At 46.8% G+C, this 18,271-nt stretch carries 16 protein-coding genes; 6 read left to right on the top strand and 10 right to left on the bottom strand.

The window, feature by feature from the left end; translation table 11 throughout:
• Window positions 1-13 precede the first annotated feature (13 nt).
• The 5 genes from E0D71_RS09930 (at window position 14) to E0D71_RS09910 (ending at window position 6,183) form a co-directional block, all read left to right on the top strand.
• Window positions 14-1,099 carry a class I mannose-6-phosphate isomerase gene (locus tag E0D71_RS09930; RefSeq protein WP_133003150.1) on the top strand — a complete coding sequence of 362 codons (1,086 nt, stop codon included), beginning with the start codon at window positions 14-16 and terminating at the stop codon, window positions 1,097-1,099.
• A gap of 160 nt (window positions 1,100-1,259) precedes the next feature.
• Complete coding sequence (locus E0D71_RS09925; protein WP_133003149.1) at window positions 1,260-2,147, top strand: NAD(P)-dependent oxidoreductase; 888 nt, start codon at window positions 1,260-1,262, stop codon at window positions 2,145-2,147.
• A gap of 370 nt (window positions 2,148-2,517) precedes the next feature.
• A complete protein-coding gene (locus E0D71_RS09920; RefSeq protein WP_133003148.1) occupies window positions 2,518-3,801 on the top strand; it encodes a 2-hydroxycarboxylate transporter family protein in 1,284 nt (427 codons plus the stop codon).
• A gap of 97 nt (window positions 3,802-3,898) precedes the next feature.
• A complete protein-coding gene (locus E0D71_RS09915; protein WP_133003147.1) occupies window positions 3,899-5,497 on the top strand; it encodes a sensor histidine kinase in 1,599 nt (532 codons plus the stop codon).
• Window positions 5,494-6,183, top strand: a complete 690-nt coding sequence (locus E0D71_RS09910) for a response regulator (RefSeq protein ID WP_133003146.1) — start codon at window positions 5,494-5,496, stop codon at window positions 6,181-6,183. The genes E0D71_RS09915 and E0D71_RS09910 overlap by 4 nt, the downstream gene beginning before the upstream one ends.
• Here E0D71_RS09910 and E0D71_RS09905 read toward each other — a convergent pair.
• Complete coding sequence (locus tag E0D71_RS09905) at window positions 6,180-6,410, bottom strand: DUF2789 family protein (protein WP_133003145.1); 231 nt, start codon at window positions 6,408-6,410, stop codon at window positions 6,180-6,182. The genes E0D71_RS09910 and E0D71_RS09905 overlap by 4 nt on opposite strands.
• 112 nt (window positions 6,411-6,522) lie before the next feature.
• On the opposite strand from E0D71_RS09905, the gene E0D71_RS09900 reads away from it, so the two are divergent.
• The gene (locus E0D71_RS09900; protein ID WP_133003144.1) at window positions 6,523-6,927 is read left to right on the top strand and encodes a hypothetical protein; all 405 of its coding nucleotides are present in this window, start codon (window positions 6,523-6,525) and stop codon (window positions 6,925-6,927) included.
• Window positions 6,928-6,934: 7 nt separating this feature from the next.
• Here E0D71_RS09900 and E0D71_RS09895 read toward each other — a convergent pair whose 3' ends face one another.
• The 9 genes from E0D71_RS09895 to E0D71_RS09855 form a co-directional block, all read right to left on the bottom strand.
• The gene (locus E0D71_RS09895; RefSeq protein ID WP_133003143.1) at window positions 6,935-7,393 is read right to left on the bottom strand and encodes a polyribonucleotide nucleotidyltransferase; all 459 of its coding nucleotides are present in this window, start codon (window positions 7,391-7,393) and stop codon (window positions 6,935-6,937) included.
• Window positions 7,394-7,512: 119 nt separating this feature from the next.
• Window positions 7,513-8,733 (bottom strand): L-2-hydroxyglutarate oxidase, encoded by a 1,221-nt coding sequence (gene lhgO / locus E0D71_RS09890; RefSeq protein ID WP_133003142.1) that lies wholly within the window; start codon window positions 8,731-8,733, stop codon window positions 7,513-7,515.
• A 31-nt stretch (window positions 8,734-8,764) separates the two neighbouring features.
• Window positions 8,765-8,968, bottom strand: a complete 204-nt coding sequence (locus E0D71_RS09885) for a cysteine-rich CWC family protein (protein ID WP_133003141.1) — start codon at window positions 8,966-8,968, stop codon at window positions 8,765-8,767.
• A 150-nt stretch (window positions 8,969-9,118) separates the two neighbouring features.
• Window positions 9,119-9,991 carry a succinate--CoA ligase subunit alpha gene (gene sucD / locus E0D71_RS09880; RefSeq protein ID WP_133003140.1) on the bottom strand — a complete coding sequence of 291 codons (873 nt, stop codon included), beginning with the start codon at window positions 9,989-9,991 and terminating at the stop codon, window positions 9,119-9,121.
• Window positions 9,991-11,157 carry an ADP-forming succinate--CoA ligase subunit beta gene (gene sucC / locus E0D71_RS09875; protein ID WP_133003139.1) on the bottom strand — a complete coding sequence of 389 codons (1,167 nt, stop codon included), beginning with the start codon at window positions 11,155-11,157 and terminating at the stop codon, window positions 9,991-9,993. Before sucC ends, sucD begins: the two co-directional genes overlap by 1 nt.
• Before the next feature lie 90 nt (window positions 11,158-11,247).
• A complete protein-coding gene (lpdA, locus tag E0D71_RS09870) occupies window positions 11,248-12,687 on the bottom strand; it encodes a dihydrolipoyl dehydrogenase (RefSeq protein ID WP_133003138.1) in 1,440 nt (479 codons plus the stop codon).
• Window positions 12,688-12,817: 130 nt separating this feature from the next.
• Window positions 12,818-14,329 (bottom strand): 2-oxoglutarate dehydrogenase complex dihydrolipoyllysine-residue succinyltransferase, encoded by a 1,512-nt coding sequence (odhB, locus tag E0D71_RS09865; RefSeq protein ID WP_133003137.1) that lies wholly within the window; start codon window positions 14,327-14,329, stop codon window positions 12,818-12,820.
• A 33-nt stretch (window positions 14,330-14,362) separates the two neighbouring features.
• A complete protein-coding gene (locus E0D71_RS09860; protein ID WP_133003136.1) occupies window positions 14,363-17,203 on the bottom strand; it encodes a 2-oxoglutarate dehydrogenase E1 component in 2,841 nt (946 codons plus the stop codon).
• 363 nt (window positions 17,204-17,566) lie between these two features.
• Window positions 17,567-18,271, bottom strand: coding sequence for a succinate dehydrogenase iron-sulfur subunit (locus E0D71_RS09855; protein WP_133003135.1), 705 nt, complete (start codon window positions 18,269-18,271; stop codon window positions 17,567-17,569).

Below are 18,271 nucleotides of genomic sequence, written 5' to 3'. Positions count from 1 at the left end.
AGCAGGAAACAGCATGGATTATAAAAACAAACTGGTGCGTTTCACCCCCAACCGTGTATGGCGCACCTACACTGGCGGCAAAATTCTGGACGAGCTAGAACAAAAAGCCGAGCCCAAAGATTCCCACTTCCCTGAAGACTGGATCGGTTCAACCACACAGGCGGTAAACCCAGACCGAGAAGACATAGTCGAAGGTTTGTCCCATGCGGTGGTCGGAGCAGAAAGCATTCGTTTCGACACCCTGTTAGCGCTAGACCCAAGCTACTTTTTAGGCGAGCAACACACCAAGGCCTTTGACCTTAACCCTATGTTGCTGGTGAAGTTTTTGGACTCCTCTGTGCGTCTGCATTTTCAAGCACACCCGACCGCAGAATTTGCCCGCGAACACCTCAATAGCCACCACGGCAAAGCAGAAGGCTACTACATTCTAGAGGTTCGCGAAGACATCACTGAGCCTTATGTCTATGTCGGCTTTCAGCATCCGCCTTCGCGTCGTGCTTTTAAAGACATGATAGAAAGACAAGACATTAGCGCAATGGAAGCCTGTTTTGAGAAGATCCCAGTAAAGCCCGGCGATTGCTTGTACATTCCAGGCGGCTCGCCTCATGCCATTGGCGAAGGGATTTTGATGGTTGAGATTATGGAGCCTTCGGATTGGGCGGTACGCTTTGAATTTTCCAAAGCGGGCTACACCATGCCAGAAGAAGCGCGCTTTATGAAACGTGACCTTGAATTCTGCATGGATGTGTTTGACTTCACTCAGCTGTCAGTACAAGACGCCATTAACACCTTTTATCAGCAACCTAAAATAACACGTCAGTATTCAGATCAATCGTACCAAGAGAGCTTGATTGATGACGCTGTTACCGACAAGTTCCGCGTTAAAAAATCCACCATCACAGGCTCGATAAATAAGGCCGAACAGGACTTTTACATTGGCATTGTCGTTCGTGGCGAATGCCGTATTCAAGTGGCTGATGAAGTCACTCAACTTAAACAATTTGATCGCTTTTTCTGCCCAGCCGGTATCGACAGCGTCACCATTGAGTCCTCTTCTGGCGTGGAAATTCTGGAATGCTATCCACCCGCTATCACCTAGCAAGATGGCACTGTGACCGACAATAGCTTGGCCAATAACATGGCCATTTGCTGTCATTAAGGTCATGGCAAATAACTCGCTCTTTCAGGTGCATGACGCTCATGCGCCTAATGGCGCCACTTACGAATAAAAATAATGTGTTTCATAGGGAGAACATAAGATGACAAAACCAACAATTGGATTTATTGGCCTAGGCCTAATGGGTGCGGCCATGGTCGGTCGCTTGCAATCTTTGGGTTATTCATTGACCGTGATGGGCAATGTTTCCCGTCCTAGAATCGATGCCGCTGTCGCGGCCGGTGCGGTGGAAGCAAAAACCGCCAAAGCCGTGGCTGAAGCCAGTGATATTGTGATGCTGTGCATGGACACATCTCACTCGGTTGAAGGGAGAATGCGCGGCGATGACGGCGTGATCAGCGGCTTAAAGCCTGGCACTATCGTCATTGATTTTGGCACGTCTCTGCCTGCTTCAACCCAAGCATTAGGGGAAGAAGTGGCGGCCGTAGGCGGCACGTATTTAGACGCACCATTAGGCAGAACCCCAGCTCAAGCCGTGGATGGTCTCTTAAATATCATGTGTTCTGGCGACGCCGATGCGTTTGCGAAAGTGCGCCCTGTGCTTGAAGATCTGGGCGAAAACGTCTTCCATCTAGGTAAATTAGGGTCTGGACACACCATCAAACTGATCAATAACTTCTTTGGCATGACCACCGCCAGCGCCATGGCTGAAGCTTTTGCCATGGCAGATCAAGCCGGGGTCGATCGCCAAGACCTTTACGATGTGATGTCAGCAGGACCATTACGCTCTGCGATGATGGATTTTGTGAAAGCCTATGGGGTCGACGGTGACCCAAGCAAACTGGGGTTTTCGATTCGAAACGCCTCTAAAGACGTGGGCTATTACCGCCAGATGGCAACCGATCTTGATGCCAAAAGCATTATGTCGGTCGGTGCTGACGAAGCCTTCTCCAGCGCGGTAAAACAAGATATGGGGGATAAAATGGTCTCTGAGATGGTCGATTTCTTCACCAGCAATCTCCGTAACTAATCCAAGTCCTTTCGCTGACGATCCATTTAAGGCGCGTTCCTAAAAGAAATCTGCTCAAGGAATTTAGCTAACATAGTCAGCGAATGATGACCCTCTGCTTTTCTACCTAAACCCAGCGATCTTCCATCGCTGGGTTTTTCTTTTATAAAAACCCCATGTAGACCCTATCCATTCAGCCACCTATTCAGCCACCCAAAGACGTTTTTCTGCCCTTTCTTAGAGGCCAAAAAATGCACAAAAATAGACAGATATTCGTTTCAAAAGTTACAAAAGGCCTCTTTAGTTTCATTAACAAGTCGATGACTTCCGCTTCAGAAGAAGATTGATAGACTGCGCCGCACAAATAAAACAAACAGAAAGTGAGATCTCCATGATTACAAACGATACTGTGCAGGCGCCAAATCAAGGCGCTCAAAAAGTTATCTTGGCCATTGCTGCCGCGATTATATTGTTCGCTACTTTTGAAAATAAAATGCCAGGTGGCATGATTGGCGCATTAGGTGCCATGGCCATTATCGGTTTTATCCTAAATTATATTGGCGATAGAACGCCTATTATCAGCCAATTTTTCGGTGGCGGCGCCATCGTGGTAATCTTTGGTTCTTCTTACCTTTTCCATAAAGGCGTCTTTCCTTCCCAAACCGCCGACCAAATCACGACCTTCATGAAGAGCGGTGGTTTTCTTGCCTTTTACGTTGCCAGCCTAGTCACCGGCTCGATTTTTGGCATGAGCACACAGACGCTGAAAAAAGCCGCGTTAAAATACATTCCTGTTATTTTGGGTTCTGCCGCGGTTGCCTGCTTATTAACCGGTCTTGTGGGCGTCTTGGTTGGCAAAAGCTTCTACGACTCAGTGATGCTCATTGCCTTGCCTATTATGGGTGGCGGCATGGGTGCAGGCGCAGTGCCTTTGGTGCAAATCATGTCTGGCAAAACCGGTATGGATGCGCAGACTTTAATGTCTCAAATGGTGCCAGCGCTGGCCATTGGTAATGCCATCGCCATCGTAATGGCAGGTTTGCTCAACAAACTGGGCCAGGTGATGCCAAGTTTGACGGGCAACGGCGAGCTTATTCGTGGTGCTGCTGCTGAAGTAGAAAGCGAAGAGAAAGACGCCACTATTGATCTTAAAATGCTGGCCATTGGTGCGCTCTTGGCAATCTCTATGTTCTTCTTTGGCACGCTGCTGTCTATGGCCATTCCGATGCACCCTTATGCATTAATGATCATTTCGATCGCGCTGATTAAGGTCTCTGGCTTGATGCCAAAAGCGTTCGAAGACTCTGCTCACGCTTGGTACAAATTTGTGGTGGGTAACCTGACTCCTGCTTTGCTGGTTGGTATCGGTGTGGCTTACACCAACCTAGACCAAATCCTAGCGGCCTTAACGCCTATGTACTTTGTGTTGGTGTTTGTCACTGTCTTGGGTGCGGTCATTGGCGCAGGCTTGATCGGCTGGATGATGGGCTTTTACCCAATCGAAGCGGCGATCACTGGCGGTCTTTGCATGGCAAACATGGGCGGTACTGGCGATGTTGCGGTATTGGCGGCGAGCCGTCGTATGCAGCTGATGCCTTTTGCTCAGATTTCCTCGCGTATTGGCGGTGCCTTTATGCTGATTCTGGCCACCCTTGTTGTGCAAGCACTGGCGTAATCACCGTTAAGAAGGGGGCGAGCCGCCCCCTTCTCTTATCTCTTCTTAGTTCATGCTGTATAATCGCGTCCCCAATCATTTTGACCTTGATGCACGCATGACGCTTAAGTCTTATCTTGCCCTTATTACCCTATCGACCGTTACGCTCATTGTGATTGTAGTGGGTTTGGTGCTGGGCTATTCCCTTCAAAATGCCTACTTAGAAGGCATTACTCAACGGGGTTTAGAACTCGGTCGAGTCATTGCCCATAATGAGAAGGTGATTCAAGCGGTTGAGCTAAGCAATCAAGGCACCTCAAACGACATCGAACACTACATTGAGACCCTGCGCGCTCAAACCGATGCCTCTTATATTGTTGTGGTGAACAAAAAGGGCATTCGTCTCAGTCACCCTACCCCTGAACGAGTCGGTAAAGCGTTTGTCGGCGATGACATCTTACCCGCCCTGCATGAAGGAAAAGACAACACCTGCGTCGCCACCGGCACCTTAGGTAAAGCGATTCGAAACTCCATTCCGATTCGTCACCAGGGCAAGATCATTGGCGCGATTAGCATCGGCTATTTGTCGCAATCTACCAGCACGCTTATTTACAGCCACCTTAAAGAAACCGGACTGTTAGTGGGGTTTGTGTATTTGCTTTGCATCGTCATTGCGGTTTTCTTATTGATCAAGTTAAAGCGGACATTTCTCTCGTTAGAACCCGAAGAAATTGTGCAAAAGTTCAAGGAGCAAGAGCTTCTGCTGGACAGTATCCGCGATGGCATTGTCGCCATTGATGAGCACCAACACATTACCGCCATCAATAGCACAGCGGTCGAATGGCTGGACAAAAACATCCCCAGCAGACAACAAGTGGTAGGAGAATGTCTGAGTCTGCATTCACAGCATTTGTCGCACTTTGCATTAGAAGCCAAAGGGCAAATTAGCAAACGCTCATTCAGCCTAGGGAAGCTCAATTTCATTGCTAACCTGTACCCAATGCAGCATAAAAAAGACCAGTTTGGTTACGTCATCGTGTTTTACCCAAACCACGAAGAGAAATCCCTTGAGCAAGAGCTGATTACCACCAAAAACTACGCCGATTTGCTGCGCACCAAAACACACGAGTACTCCAATCGCCTCAATGTATTATCTGGCATGCTGCAAGCAGAGCGCTACAAAGAAGCCATTGAGTACTTGCAACAAGAAAGCGATGGCTATCAAAAAATACTGCGCCAAATCATTCAATCCATAGAAAGCAGCGCCATCGCAGGCCTGATCTTGGCCAAATACAGCAAAGCCATCGACTCGAACATCACCTTTCATGTCGATAACGATTGCCAGCTTAGCGACTATTCTCCTCACACTTCTGAGAGTCTGGTCACCCTGGTTGGCAACCTGATTGATAATGCCTTGTTGGCCGCTTGGACCAACCGAGAAAAACGCAGGCCTGAAATCAGCCTGTATATTAGCGATCGCAGCGCCCACATCATGATCGAGGTAGAAGACTCAGGGGCAGGCATTGCGAAAGATCTGGAAAACCGCATTTTAGATTTTGGTATCAGCAGCAAACATAGCTCAGAACAACACGGTATCGGGTTATACTTGGTGAAGAAGATTGTAGATCAATACCAAGGCAGCTTAGACTGGGAACGCAGTGAAGCAAACACCACGGTATTTAGCGTATATTTAGATAAGCAGGCTCTCTCCCAATGAACATCATTCCTGTCATGATAGTAGAAGACGATATTCGCGCCAGCTATGTGCTTGAGAACACCATTAATCAACATCCGAATTTTGAGGTTGTGGCGGTGTGTGAAAGCCTGTCTGACGCTAAAATCAAAGCGCAGGCTTTTTCCCCAGAACTGGTGATGGTGGACATCACATTACCGGACGGCAATGGCATCGATTTAATCCGCACGCTAAAAAGCGACGGTTTTCATGGCGCTTTTATCATGACCACAGCCGAACGCGAAACCAGCACTATTGAAAGAAGCATTCAACTGGGCGTGATGGATTATCTGGTTAAACCCATTCGCATGTCGCGAGTCTTACAAGCGTTGTCAGACTATACCGAGTTGCGTCAGCAGCTTTCCAAAGCGATCAAGATCGACCAACAAAGCATTGATGCCCTATTTCGTAAGCAAACCCATTTGGACAAGAGTCGCAAAACCCCGAAAGGCATCGATCAGAAAACATTGGATGTGCTGAACAGGCACTTAGAAGAACGGCAAGAAGCCACATTTACCGCGGAGGAAATAGGCAATGCGATTCATTTAAGCCGCATTACCGCGAGGCGTTATTTGGAGTATTTAGAAGCCCAAGGGCTTGTTGAAATGAGCTTGGACTACAAAACTGGCGGTCGCCCCAAACAACGCTACACGAAAATCGTCGCGGTTTAACGCAACAAAGCATTCAACTCATCAATCGCCGCCGCCCACTCAGAGTCTTTGGACCACTCTTGGCTTAGAAAGGTCTTTTGAGAATCATTAAAACAACTCGCTTCGGTTAATTGCACCGTACTAGGCAAACCGCCGTGGGCGTCGACAAACTGATCGACATCCGCTTGCTCTTCACCTAAACCTAGTTGTGCAAATAAGCCTAAAATCGTGTGAGATGATGTATCCATAACGCGTCTCCTTTATTTAAATAAAGCGTTTAACGTTGCAAGAAAGCAAATACTCTCTGCTTTTAACATAGACTATGCGCATTAACTCTCCCATCTTTCTGGAGGAAACGAAATGAATCGAATCTGCCAATGGGCAAAAAACATTTTTCAACGTCAGACAATCACCTACCCCATTATTCTCATCGGCATTGATTACCCTAGCTTCTCATTGGCCAAATACCTTCAAGAAGAAGCAAAAGACATTCGCATAGTGGCGCTTATTGATGAAGAACCTTGGACCAACAAGACCCAAGTACATGGCATCACAGTGTATTATCCTAGCGACTTAATGACCTTGGCCGACAAGTATCAAGCGCAGCTGGTTGTTGCCATAGACGGCCAACAGCCTGAATTAACCCCTGAGTTAATAGCAGACATCTCTGCGTCCAATACCAGATTGGTACAATTGCATCACCACACAAGCAACGCAGAGCAACTCAAAACACTGTACCAAGCTTTAGAGGCGAATAGCCAATAACGAGAGACTATCGATAGACCTTGGCGAGTGCCAATTGTTGATTAGGAGCCATGTCATGCAGTGCGTTCATCATGGCTTCTTGTGACGACATAGACACCGCTTTTAAACGGTCCGATGACACTATTGCCGGTAAGGCTAAATCATCACGTTCCGCCAATACCTGCTTAAAGGCGGCCACATCGATGGCGTCTTTGCCTCGTGTGACTCGCTGCCTCTCTTCTGGGGTTAATGTCGCGACTCGGCCACCTGGCAGGTAAATGCCTCCGGTCACAAAATCCACGCCAAACGCGACCACGCCAGGTACAAAAAAGAACAGCAAACCGACCGCATCCAATAGGGCAACACCCACGTCTATCGTGCCTGTGGTCTGCCCTCTTCGCTCTGGATAAAGTAAGGTTCCACACGCACTCAACTGTGTTACTAACACGCTGGCGACGACCCCACGCACCCATATTTTTGACTGCATCCTGTTCTTTATTCTCTGCATTTCGTGCTCTCAATATCTGTTGTCCGATAGGCAGCACTCTAGCTCGAAGCGCCCACGACACGCAAACCCTGTCATATTTATTCCCTATTCCTTGCGAACTACACAGTCGTCATCAGGTCGTCCAGCTTGTCCACTATATAGTTACCGATCGGAAAAGCACTGGTCGCAGCAGGAGACGGTGCATTACACACATGCAAAGATCGTGGGCTATTCGCAAACAGAAAATCATGCACTAGGCTGCCATCACTCATCACCGCTTGAGCACGAATGCCCGCTGGGTAATCTTGCAAATCTTCCAATGTGATTTGCTCACAGTACTTTCGTACTTGGGCCAAATAACCGGCTTTAAACCAAGAATTTTTGGTCTCTTTTAGCCCTACTTGCCAATTCTGTCCGATCAAACGCCAGAAACCAGGAAAGCGCACCATGTCCCAAATATCTCGTGGGCTAATATTAATCGCGCCATAACCTTCACGCTTCCAGCCTTGCACGGCATTGGGCCCTACTGTGACCGAGCCATCGATCATTCGAGTTAAGTGCACGCCTAGAAATGGCAATTCAGGATCAGGAACCGGGTAAATAAGATGGTTTACGATTTGGCTGTGTTTGCGCGGTAATTGATAATATTCACCACGAAACGGAATGATTTGAAAATCAGTAGGAATCTTCAACATACGCGTCAGTCTGTCGGCCATTAACCCTGCACAGCACACCAGATAACGGGTATTGATTAAGTCACTGCCAACATGGATAGAGACTTTTTCATGGCTTTCTTGCAACGCTGAAACCTTGCAGCCAAAACGGATTTCGCCGCCTTTTTGCACAAACAGTTCGGCTAATTTTTGGCAAATCTCTCGATAATTGACAATCCCCGTCGCAGGGACAAATAAGGCGGCCACCCCTTTTACATTGGGTTCTCGGCGATACAGGGCATCGCGATCCAGACGAAAGACTTCCAGTTCATTTTCTTGGCAACGGGCATAAAGCGCGTTCATGCGCTCTTCTTCTGCGGCGTTGGTGGCGACAATCAGCTTGCCACATTCTTCAAATTCAATGCCGTGCTGTTGGCAAAAAGCTTTGGTTGCGGCGGCGCCTTGCTTACAGAAAGAGGCTTTTAAGCTGCCCGGCGCGTAATACACACCCGCATGAATCACACCTGAGTTATGACCCGTTTGATGCTGCGCCACTTCCTGTTCTTTTTCTAACAATAAAATCCGATACATGGGATAACGTTGCTGCAGCTGCCAAGCGGTTGATAAACCAACGATGCCACCTCCGACTACCGTAATATCGTATTTGACGCTTTCTGAATCATTCATCCACTGTCTCTTTTAATTGTTTTAAGAAAATTTAAACACGGGCTTTGTATTCGATAACAAACGCATCTGGGTCACTTTTATATCGCTCAAGACAAGACTGGCAGATGCAATCACGGCCAACAGATGACTCAGGCAAAAGGGACAACAATGAAGCAGGAACCGCCACCACAAAACACCAGCACTCACCATCTCGATCGCATAAATTTGACGCTGAACAAAAAGGGCAATTCATCATAAACCAAGCGCTCTATTTAGGTGATAAAAAAGCAAAAAAAAATCCCTGCCGAAGCAGGGATTTTACTATAGCTGTTGGTCTAGAACTATTAGCCTAAAGGCTAGTTGTCTAAGCCGATCTAACTAGAGAGTATCTAGCTAGGCAAGCAACTTACCAGCCAGTAAGTTCTTTAAGGCCAGCACCGATGTCAGCTAGAGAACGTACAGTTTTAACACCTGCGTCTTCTAGAGCAGCAAATTTCTCATCAGCAGTACCTTTACCGCCAGAGATGATCGCGCCAGCGTGACCCATACGCTTACCAGCAGGTGCAGTAACACCAGCAATGTAAGATACAACAGGCTTAGTCACGTTTGCTTTGATGTAAGCAGCCGCTTCTTCTTCAGCAGTACCACCGATTTCACCGATCATAACAATCGCTTCAGTCTGAGGATCGTTTTGGAACATTTCCAATACGTCGATGAAGTTAGTGCCTGGGATTGGGTCGCCACCGATACCAACACAAGTAGACTGACCGAAACCAGCGTCCGTTGTTTGCTTAACCGCTTCGTAAGTCAAAGTACCAGAACGAGATACGATACCTACTTTACCTGGCATGTGGATATGGCCAGGCATGATGCCGATTTTACATTCGCCAGGAGTGATTACGCCTGGGCAGTTAGGGCCGATAAGACGAACACCTAGAGAATCACACGCAACTTTACAGTCAAGCATATCAAGAGTCGGGATACCTTCAGTGATACAAACGATTAGTTTGATACCAGAGTTAGCCGCTTCAAGAATAGAATCTTTACAGAAAGGAGCTGGAACGTAGATAACAGACGCTTCAGCGCCAGTTTGTTCTACTGCTTCTTTTACTGTATTGAAAACAGGTAGGCCTAGGTGAGTTTGACCACCTTTACCTGGAGTTACACCACCAACCATTTTTGTTCCGTAAGCAATCGCTTGCTCAGAATGGAAAGTACCTTGTCCGCCAGTAAAACCCTGACAGATAACTTTAGTATCTTTATTAATTAATACAGACATTATTTGCCCTCCGCAGCTTTAACAACTTGAATAGCTGCATCTTTAAGACTTGTAGCTGCAATGATATCAAGATCAGATTTCGCTAGTACTTCGCGACCAAGGTCAGCATTCGTACCTTCAAGACGTACAACAACAGGCACTGTAACGCCTACTTGTTCTACCGCACCGATAATACCTTCAGCGATCATGTCACAACGAACGATACCACCGAAAATGTTAACCAAAACGGCTTTAACATTGTCATCAGAAAGGATGATTTTGAACGCTTCAGCAACACGTTCTTTTGTCGCGCCGCCACCAACGTCTAGGAAGTTAGCTGGCTTGCCGCCGTGTAGATTAACGATGTCCATTGTACCCATTGCTAGGCCGGCACCGTTTACCATGCAGCCAACGTTTCCGTCTAGAGCAACATAGTTAAGTTCCCATTGTGCTGCATGTGCTTCACGCTCATCTTCTTGAGATGGATCGTGGAACTCTTGCATTTTCTTCTGACGGTAAACAGCGTTGCTGTCGATGCCGATTTTGCCGTCTAGGCAATGAAGGTTACCTTCGTCAGTGATTACTAGAGGGTTGATTTCTAGCAATGCAAAGTCGTAGTCGTGGAACATTTGAGACAAACCAAGGAACACTTTAGTGAACTGTTTGATTTGAGCTGGGTTAAGACCCAATTTAAATGCTAATTCACGAGCTTGGTAAGGTTGAGCGCCAACCAAAGGATCGATGATCGCTTTGTGGATTAGCTCAGGCGTTTCCTCAGCTACTTTCTCAATCTCAACGCCGCCTTCAGTAGACGCCATGAAAACAACACGACGAGTAGAACGGTCAACAACAGCACCAAGGTACAATTCGTTAGCAATGTCAGTGCAAGATTCAACAAGAATCTTAGCCACTGGCTGGCCGTTTTCGTCTGTTTGGTAAGTAACTAGGTTTTTACCTAACCAATGTTCTGTAAATGCTGCAACTTCTTCATAAGAATCAACAAGTTTTACACCACCTGCTTTACCGCGACCGCCAGCATGAACCTGAGCTTTAACAACCCATTTGTCACCGCCAATTGTTTTCGCTGCTTCGACTGCCGCTTCTGGCGTGTCTACTGCGTACCCTTTAGATACTGGCAGACCGTATTCAGCAAAAAGCTGTTTAGCCTGATATTCATGTAAGTTCATTTGATTCTTCCGCTCATCTGAATGATTGACATAAGCTCTGTCTGTTAAGACAGAAATTACCGGCACAAGGCCGGCAAATCTAATTTTTTATTAACGCTTTTTACGGTTTGCAATGTGGATGGCATGACCATCTACTGCCAACGCCGCTTCGTGTACTGCTTCACTTACTGTTGGGTGAGCAAATACAGTCAAGGCGATGTCTTCCGCTGTAGAGCCAAATTCCATTGCAATTACCGCTTGTGCGATCAAGTCAGCCGCATGGCCACCAATGATATGGCAACCCAAGATGCGATCTGTTTCTTCATCAGCAATGATTTTAACAAAACCGTCAGTGTCGTTAGCAGCCATTGCACGACCAGACGCCGCGAATGGGAATTTACCAACTTTGTATTTAACGCCTTCTGATTTCAATTCCTGTTCGTTTTTACCAACCCAAGCAAGTTCTGGGTGAGTGTAAATAACAGAAGGAATGCAATCGTAGTTCATTTGCGCTTTGTGACCAGCAATAATGTCTGCCACCATCACACCTTCTTCAGATGCTTTGTGTGCCAACATTGGACCACGAACGATATCACCGATAGCAAATACGCCAGGTACAGAAGTACGGCATTGCTCATCAACGAATACGAAACCACGCTCATCTAGCTTGACGCCAGAATCGTCAGAGAAACAACCTTGAGTGAATGGCTTACGGCCAACCGCAACGATCAATTTGTCGAACGTTTGCTTCTGCTCTTCACCTTTTGCATCAAGGTAAGTTACTTCTACTTCTTCACCGTTGATTTGGCTGCCAGTTACGCGAGCGCCTAGGCGAATGTCTAGATCTTGTTTTTTGAAGATCTTAGCCGCTTCTTTCGCTACGTCTTGGTCACAAACGCTTAGGAAAGAATCCTGCGCTTCCAATACAACGACTTCAGAACCAAGGCGAGCCCATACAGAACCCAACTCTAGACCGATTACGCCAGCACCGATAACGCCAAGACGCTTAGGTACTTCACGGAATTCCAACGCACCAACGTTATCAACGATGATGTCACCCGTTTGTGGTGCAGGTGGGATATCAACCGGAATAGAACCTGTTGCCAAAATCACGTTTTCTGCGTCCATAACAGTAACGGTACCGTCATGCGCTGTGAATTCAACTTTTTTGTTCGCCAGTACTTTACCAAAACCTTCAAGGCTAGTAACGCCATTGGATTTGAAAAGACCTGCAATGCCGCTTGTCAATTGATCAACAATTTTGTCTTTACGATCAACCATGGTATTTACATCCATAGCCACATCGCCAACGCTAATACCGTGAACGCCGTAAGACGCTTTAGCATCATGGTATTTGTGTGAAGAATCCAAAAGCGCTTTTGATGGGATACAACCCACGTTCAAACAAGTTCCGCCCAAACGAGGCTTCTCTTCTTTGTCTAACCACTTTTCGATACAAGCCGTTTTTAGGCCTAATTGAGCCGCACGGATAGCAGCAACGTAACCACCAGGGCCGCCACCAATAACAATAACATCAAATTTAGTAGACATAATGCGTTTCCATTTATCTTGTCGAACTGCGACAACCCTCAAGGGTTGCCGCAAAATCAATTCGTACCTTTAAAATTGGTGCGAATACTTAGATTTCAACCACTTACACTTCAAATACTGAGCAAATCGCTTAGATTTCAAGTAGCAGACGAGATGGGTCTTCTAGAAGGTCTTTAATCGTCACCAAGAACTGCACCGCTTCTTTACCATCGATCATACGGTGGTCATAAGAAAGCGCTAGGTACATCATAGGTTGGATGACAACTTGACCATTAACCGCCATTGGACGCTCTTGGATTTTGTGCATGCCCAAGATCGCTGTTTGTGGTGGGTTAATGATTGGCGTTGATAGCAAAGAACCGAATGTTCCGCCGTTAGTGATAGTGAAAGTACCACCTTGCATATCATTCATACCAAGCTTGCCATCACGTCCGCGTAGTGCGAAGTCCATGATAGTTGACTCGATATCAGCAAGTCCCATCGCTTCTGTGTTACGAAGCACTGGCACCATTAGACCACGGTCAGTCGATACAGCAACACCGATATCTTGGTAACCATGGTAAACCATGTCGTTGCCATCGATAGAGGCGTTCACGGCAGGGAAGCGTTTTAGCGCTTCTGTCGCGGCTTTCACGAAGAAAGACATAAAACCAAGCTTAGTGCCATTGTGCGTTTTAATGAACAGATCTTTGTACTTCTTACGAAGTTCCATGATCGGGCCCATGTTGACTTCGTTATAAGTCGTCAATAGTGCCGCTGTTTGTTGCGCTTCAACAAGACGCTTAGCAATCGTAGCGCGAAGACGAGTCATAGGAACGCGTTTTTCGATGCGACCTTCTTCTCCTAGTGCTGCGACTGGCGCTGGTGCCGCTGCTTTCGCCGCTGGCGCTGCTGCTGGTTTCGCTTTCACTGCTGCATCGACGTCTTCTTTAGTGATGCGTCCGCCTTTACCAGTGCCTTTTACTTGTGCTGTCGTCAAACCTGCTTCAGCCAATGCTTTACGAGCAGCAGGACCTGCTACACCGTCTTCATCAGATTCTGCGGCGGCAGCGGCTGGCGCTGCGGCGGCAACCGGTGCTGCTGCACCAGTAGCGCCTACTAGGAAATTCGCTAGAATTTCGTTGCTTAGTACCGTTTCGCCTTCAGCTTTTAGAATCTCACCGATCACACCGTCTGCAGGCGCAACCACTTCTAGAACCACTTTATCGGTTTCGATATCAACGATGTGCTCATCGCGTGCACAGGCTTCACCTGGCTGCTTGTACCAAGTTGCTACTGTGCCGTCGGCAACAGATTCAGGGAAACTTGGTGTTTTAATTTGCACACTTTCTTGCGCAGCAGCAGGCGCTGCGGCGGCCGCTGCAGGTGCCGCTGCTTTTTCAGCTGGTGCAGCAGAAGCCGCTGCGCCAGATTCGAAAATAGCCAACACTTCGTCACTTAGTACAAGATCGCCTTCCGCTTTCAGTACGTCTTTTAGTACACCATCAGCAGGTGCAACCACTTCTAAGACAACTTTATCGGTTTCGATGTCGACGATATGCTCATCACGAGCACAGGCTTCACCTGGTTGTTTGTACCAAGTAGCGACGGTACCGTCTGCTACAGATTCTGGAAAAGTAGGTGCTTTAATTTCGATACTCATTTGATACCCTTATCTCTCTGACAGGCTATGGTGCTAGCCAACTAATGCGTCGTTAACCAGCGCTTCTTGTTCTTCAACATGGATAGACATATAACCAGCGGCTGGCGCAGCAGACGAAATACGGCCTGCGAAACGAATTTTCAGCTCTGGGTACAGTTTTTCCAATACTCGGTTCATACGGTGACGATTGGCATGCCAAGCACCTTGGTTTTTCGGCTCTTCTTGACACCAAACTAGGCTCTCAACATTTTTGTACTGCTCTAACTCTGACTCTAGGTCATCGTATGGGAACGGGTACAATTGCTCCAAGCGAATCACAACAACATCGTCTTTTTCAAGTTCTGTACGACGGTTGATCAAATCGTAATAAATCTTGCCGCTACATAGGACAATACGTTTTACTTTGTCTGCAACCATCGTTTCGGATGTATCAGGCAATACCGTTTTGAAGCTACCTTCTGCCAAGTCTTCTAACGTTGAGATCGCTTGCTTATGACGCAGCAAACTTTTAGGAGACATAATAACAAGCGGACGACGCATTGGGCGAATCGCTTGACGGCGTAAGATGTGGAAGATTTGCGCTGGCGTTGTAGGAACACATACTTGAATGTTGTATTCAGCACACAACTGCAAAAAGCGCTCTAATCTTGCGGATGAATGCTCAGGACCTTGACCTTCATAACCATGAGGCAACAGCATTGTTAGGCCGCATAAACGTCCCCACTTGTGCTCACCACTGGTAATAAATTGGTCAATAACCACTTGCGCACCGTTAGCAAAATCACCGAACTGTGCTTCCCAAATAACAAGCCCTTTTGGCGCTGTTGTTGAGTAGCCATATTCAAAAGCCAATACCGCTTCTTCTGACAAGTATGAATCGTACAAGTCCATAGTAGGCTGACTTTCAGATACATGTTTCAGAGGAACAAAGGTACTGCCGTCTTTTTGACTATGGATCACAGCATGACGATGCGAGAAAGTACCACGACCAGAATCCTGACCGGTAATACGCAGCGGGTAGCCCTGCTCTAACAAGGTCGCAAAGGCTAGCGTCTCAGCGTAACCCCAGTTTAGAGGTAAGGCGCCGGCGGTCATTTTATCGCGGTCTTGGTAGATTTTCTGCACTTGACGCTGAACCACAATACCATCAGGAATCACGGTCAACTTCTTAGCCACTTCTTGCAATTTAGCAAGTGGGTAGCTGGTATCACCCGCGTCTGTCCATTCGACACCTAAGTAAGGTTTCCAATCAACAAACAAATCAGATTTTGGTTCTAACACCAAGCTCTTAGCAACGTGACGACCGTTATCCAAGTCTTCACGGTTTTCGCTTACCATGCCAGCAGATTCCGCTTCGGTAACCACATTTTCAGCGATCAAACGATTTGAATAAAGCGTACGCGTCGTCGGCAACTTGCTGATCACGCTGTACATTAGAGGCTGAGTACCAGAAGGCTCGTCTGTTTCGTTATGACCACGACGACGGTAACAAACCATGTCAATCACAACATCACGGCCAAACTCGTAACGGTAATCCAATGCCAGCTGAGTAATAAACAATACCGCTTCTGGATCGTCACCGTTTACATGGAAGATAGGCGCTTGGATCATTTTCGCAACATCGGTTGCGTACTCTGTTGAGCGCGAATCGTCTTGACGGTTCGTCGTGAAACCAACTTGGTTGTTGATCACAATGTGAACCGTACCACCTGTGTGGTAGCCACGTGTCTGAGACATCTGGAATGTCTCCATAACAACGCCCTGACCTGCAAAAGCGGCATCACCGTGGATAGAGATAGGCACCACTGCTTTACCTGTTGTGTCCTTGCGGCGATCTTGACGAGCGCGAACGGAACCTTCAACAACAGGTGAAACGATTTCTAAGTGAGACGGGTTAAACGCAAGCGCGATATGTACTTCGCCGCCAGCAGTCATCACATTAGAAGAGAAACCTTGGTGGTATTTAACGTCACCAGATGTTTTAACCAGCTTCAACTTGCCTTCAAATTCATCAAACAAGTCTTTAGGGCTTTTACCTAAGGTGTTAACCAAGACGTTTAAGCGACCACGGTGAGCCATGCCAATCACAACTTCTTTCGCACCCAGTGCGCCAGAACGTTGAATTAACTCATTCACCATAGGAATTAAACTTTCACCGCCTTCAAGACCAAAGCGCTTAGCACCTGGGTAACGACTTGCTAGGTATTTTTCTAGACCTTCTGCTGCGGTTAAACGCTCAAGAAGATTTTGACGTGTTTCTTTAGAATATTCAGGGCAGGATCTTACTGATTCTACACGCTGTTGAAGCCACGCTTTTTCTTGCGTATCAACAATGTGCATGAATTCATAACCTATGCTTCCGCAGTAGGTTTTTTCAAGTTCAGCGATGATTTCGCTTAACTTCATTGAGTCTTTATTAAAGAACAAAGAACCCGTTTTAAATTGAGTATCAAAGTCCGCACCAGTTAACTGATGATAACTAATGTCTAAATCAGCCACTTTTTCACGCTTTTGCAATCCTAATGGATCAAGCGATGCGTGCTGATGACCTCGTACTCGGTAAGCGTCAATTAATTGAAGAACATTAATTTGTTTTTGTTCGTGATCAGAACCGGCTGCTGTACCTGTTGAAACAGGCATTGAGCGAAACTTGTTTTTGCCAAGTTCCAAGAACTGCTGTTGAATCACTGAATGAGGAAGATCTGTTGACTGTGCTTCGCTAACGCGAGGCAACTGATCAAAACATTTTCTCCACTCTTCCGATACTGAGTTCGGATCGACTAGGTAGCTTTCAAACAACCCCTCAACGTATTCCAAGTTACCACCTGAAAAATGAGAGGTGCCCCATAGCAACTCCATTAAACTTTCGTGCATTCTCGATCACCCTTATGTTCGAGCCAGCTACCGGGGTCCCGGTATGAATCCATCATGTTCGATCGATCACTTTATCAGGCCCGTAAGGCTGTTAAAGCCTCGATTTATTGTCAATTTGTCACCATTTCTGTCCCATTGCATTTCATACCAAACCATGTCGACAGCACACCTCCGTGACACTGTTTGCCGAAGCAATAACCGCTATGGTTTCTCTAAGTACATCCCTGCAAGCAGAGGACAAATTTTAAATTCTTTTTACTCAGTTCTCTACACCGAAAGATGCAAAAACGGCGGCATTGAAGACTAGATTCAAGCCGCCTGAGCATAATTCACTCTATTACAATAAAGTGAACCATTTATTACTTAAGTCGCTCTTTGCAAAAGCATGGTACGAATGTTACCAATTGCTTTTGTAGGATTTAATCCTTTAGGGCAAACGTTGACACAGTTCATGATGCCGTGGCAACGGAAAACACTGAACGGGTCATCTAATTCGCCTAAGCGCTCTTGTGTTGCTGTGTCACGGCTGTCTGCTAAGAAGCGGTAAGCCTGTAGCAAACCAGAAGGTCCGACAAACTTATCAGGGTTCCACCAGAATGATGGACACGCCGTAGAACAACATGCACACAAGATACATTCATAAAGGCCGTCAAGCTTTTCACGCTCTTCAGGACTTTGCAAACGTTCAATCGCTGGTACTGGCGTATCGTTGATAAGGAAAGGACGAATTTTTTCGTACTGTTTGTAGAACTGTCCCATATCAACTACTAGGTCGCGTATTACTGGCAAGCCTGGAAGCGGACGCAAGACAAGCTTGCCGTTCTTCGCAGCTTCTGAAACCGTGGTAATACAAGCCAGACCATTTTTACCTGACATGTTCATGCCATCAGAACCACACACACCTTCACGGCATGAGCGGCGGTAAGAAATACTAGGATCTTGAGCTTTCAACAAGTTCAACACATCCAGAACCATCAGATCTTTGCCTTCTGGCAGATCAATCTGGTAATCCTTCATGTATGGAGCATCGTCCACTTCAGGATTGTAACGATAAATACTAACTAACAT

Origin of the sequence: Marinomonas sp. KMM3893 (assembly GCF_004352855.1) — a bacterium.
Lineage (GTDB): Bacteria > Pseudomonadota > Gammaproteobacteria > Pseudomonadales > Marinomonadaceae > Marinomonas > Marinomonas arenicola.
The sequence above is the reverse complement of the archived record's forward strand: the minus strand, read 5'-3'. Positions and strand labels throughout refer to the sequence as shown.

What these genes read in the sequence shown, in the direction of transcription:
- E0D71_RS09925 (WP_133003149.1), top strand. Translation starts at nt 1,260, where the DNA reads ATGACAAAACCAACAATTGGATTTATTGGCCTAGGCCTAATGGGTGCG.
- E0D71_RS09860 (WP_133003136.1), bottom strand. Translation starts at nt 17,203, where the DNA reads ATGCACGAAAGTTTAATGGAGTTGCTATGGGGCACCTCTCATTTTTCA.
- E0D71_RS09905 (WP_133003145.1), bottom strand. Translation starts at nt 6,410, where the DNA reads ATGGATACATCATCTCACACGATTTTAGGCTTATTTGCACAACTAGGT.
- lhgO (WP_133003142.1), bottom strand. Translation starts at nt 8,733, where the DNA reads ATGAATGATTCAGAAAGCGTCAAATACGATATTACGGTAGTCGGAGGT.
- E0D71_RS09910 (WP_133003146.1), top strand. Translation starts at nt 5,494, where the DNA reads ATGAACATCATTCCTGTCATGATAGTAGAAGACGATATTCGCGCCAGC.
- E0D71_RS09900 (WP_133003144.1), top strand. Translation starts at nt 6,523, where the DNA reads ATGAATCGAATCTGCCAATGGGCAAAAAACATTTTTCAACGTCAGACA.
- lpdA (WP_133003138.1), bottom strand. Translation starts at nt 12,687, where the DNA reads ATGTCTACTAAATTTGATGTTATTGTTATTGGTGGCGGCCCTGGTGGT.
- sucD (WP_133003140.1), bottom strand. Translation starts at nt 9,991, where the DNA reads ATGTCTGTATTAATTAATAAAGATACTAAAGTTATCTGTCAGGGTTTT.
- sucC (WP_133003139.1), bottom strand. Translation starts at nt 11,157, where the DNA reads ATGAACTTACATGAATATCAGGCTAAACAGCTTTTTGCTGAATACGGT.
- odhB (WP_133003137.1), bottom strand. Translation starts at nt 14,329, where the DNA reads ATGAGTATCGAAATTAAAGCACCTACTTTTCCAGAATCTGTAGCAGAC.
- E0D71_RS09855 (WP_133003135.1), bottom strand. Translation starts at nt 18,271, where the DNA reads ATGTTAGTTAGTATTTATCGTTACAATCCTGAAGTGGACGATGCTCCA.
- E0D71_RS09895 (WP_133003143.1), bottom strand. Translation starts at nt 7,393, where the DNA reads ATGCAGTCAAAAATATGGGTGCGTGGGGTCGTCGCCAGCGTGTTAGTA.
- E0D71_RS09920 (WP_133003148.1), top strand. Translation starts at nt 2,518, where the DNA reads ATGATTACAAACGATACTGTGCAGGCGCCAAATCAAGGCGCTCAAAAA.
- E0D71_RS09885 (WP_133003141.1), bottom strand. Translation starts at nt 8,968, where the DNA reads ATGATGAATTGCCCTTTTTGTTCAGCGTCAAATTTATGCGATCGAGAT.
- E0D71_RS09915 (WP_133003147.1), top strand. Translation starts at nt 3,899, where the DNA reads ATGACGCTTAAGTCTTATCTTGCCCTTATTACCCTATCGACCGTTACG.
- E0D71_RS09930 (WP_133003150.1), top strand. Translation starts at nt 14, where the DNA reads ATGGATTATAAAAACAAACTGGTGCGTTTCACCCCCAACCGTGTATGG.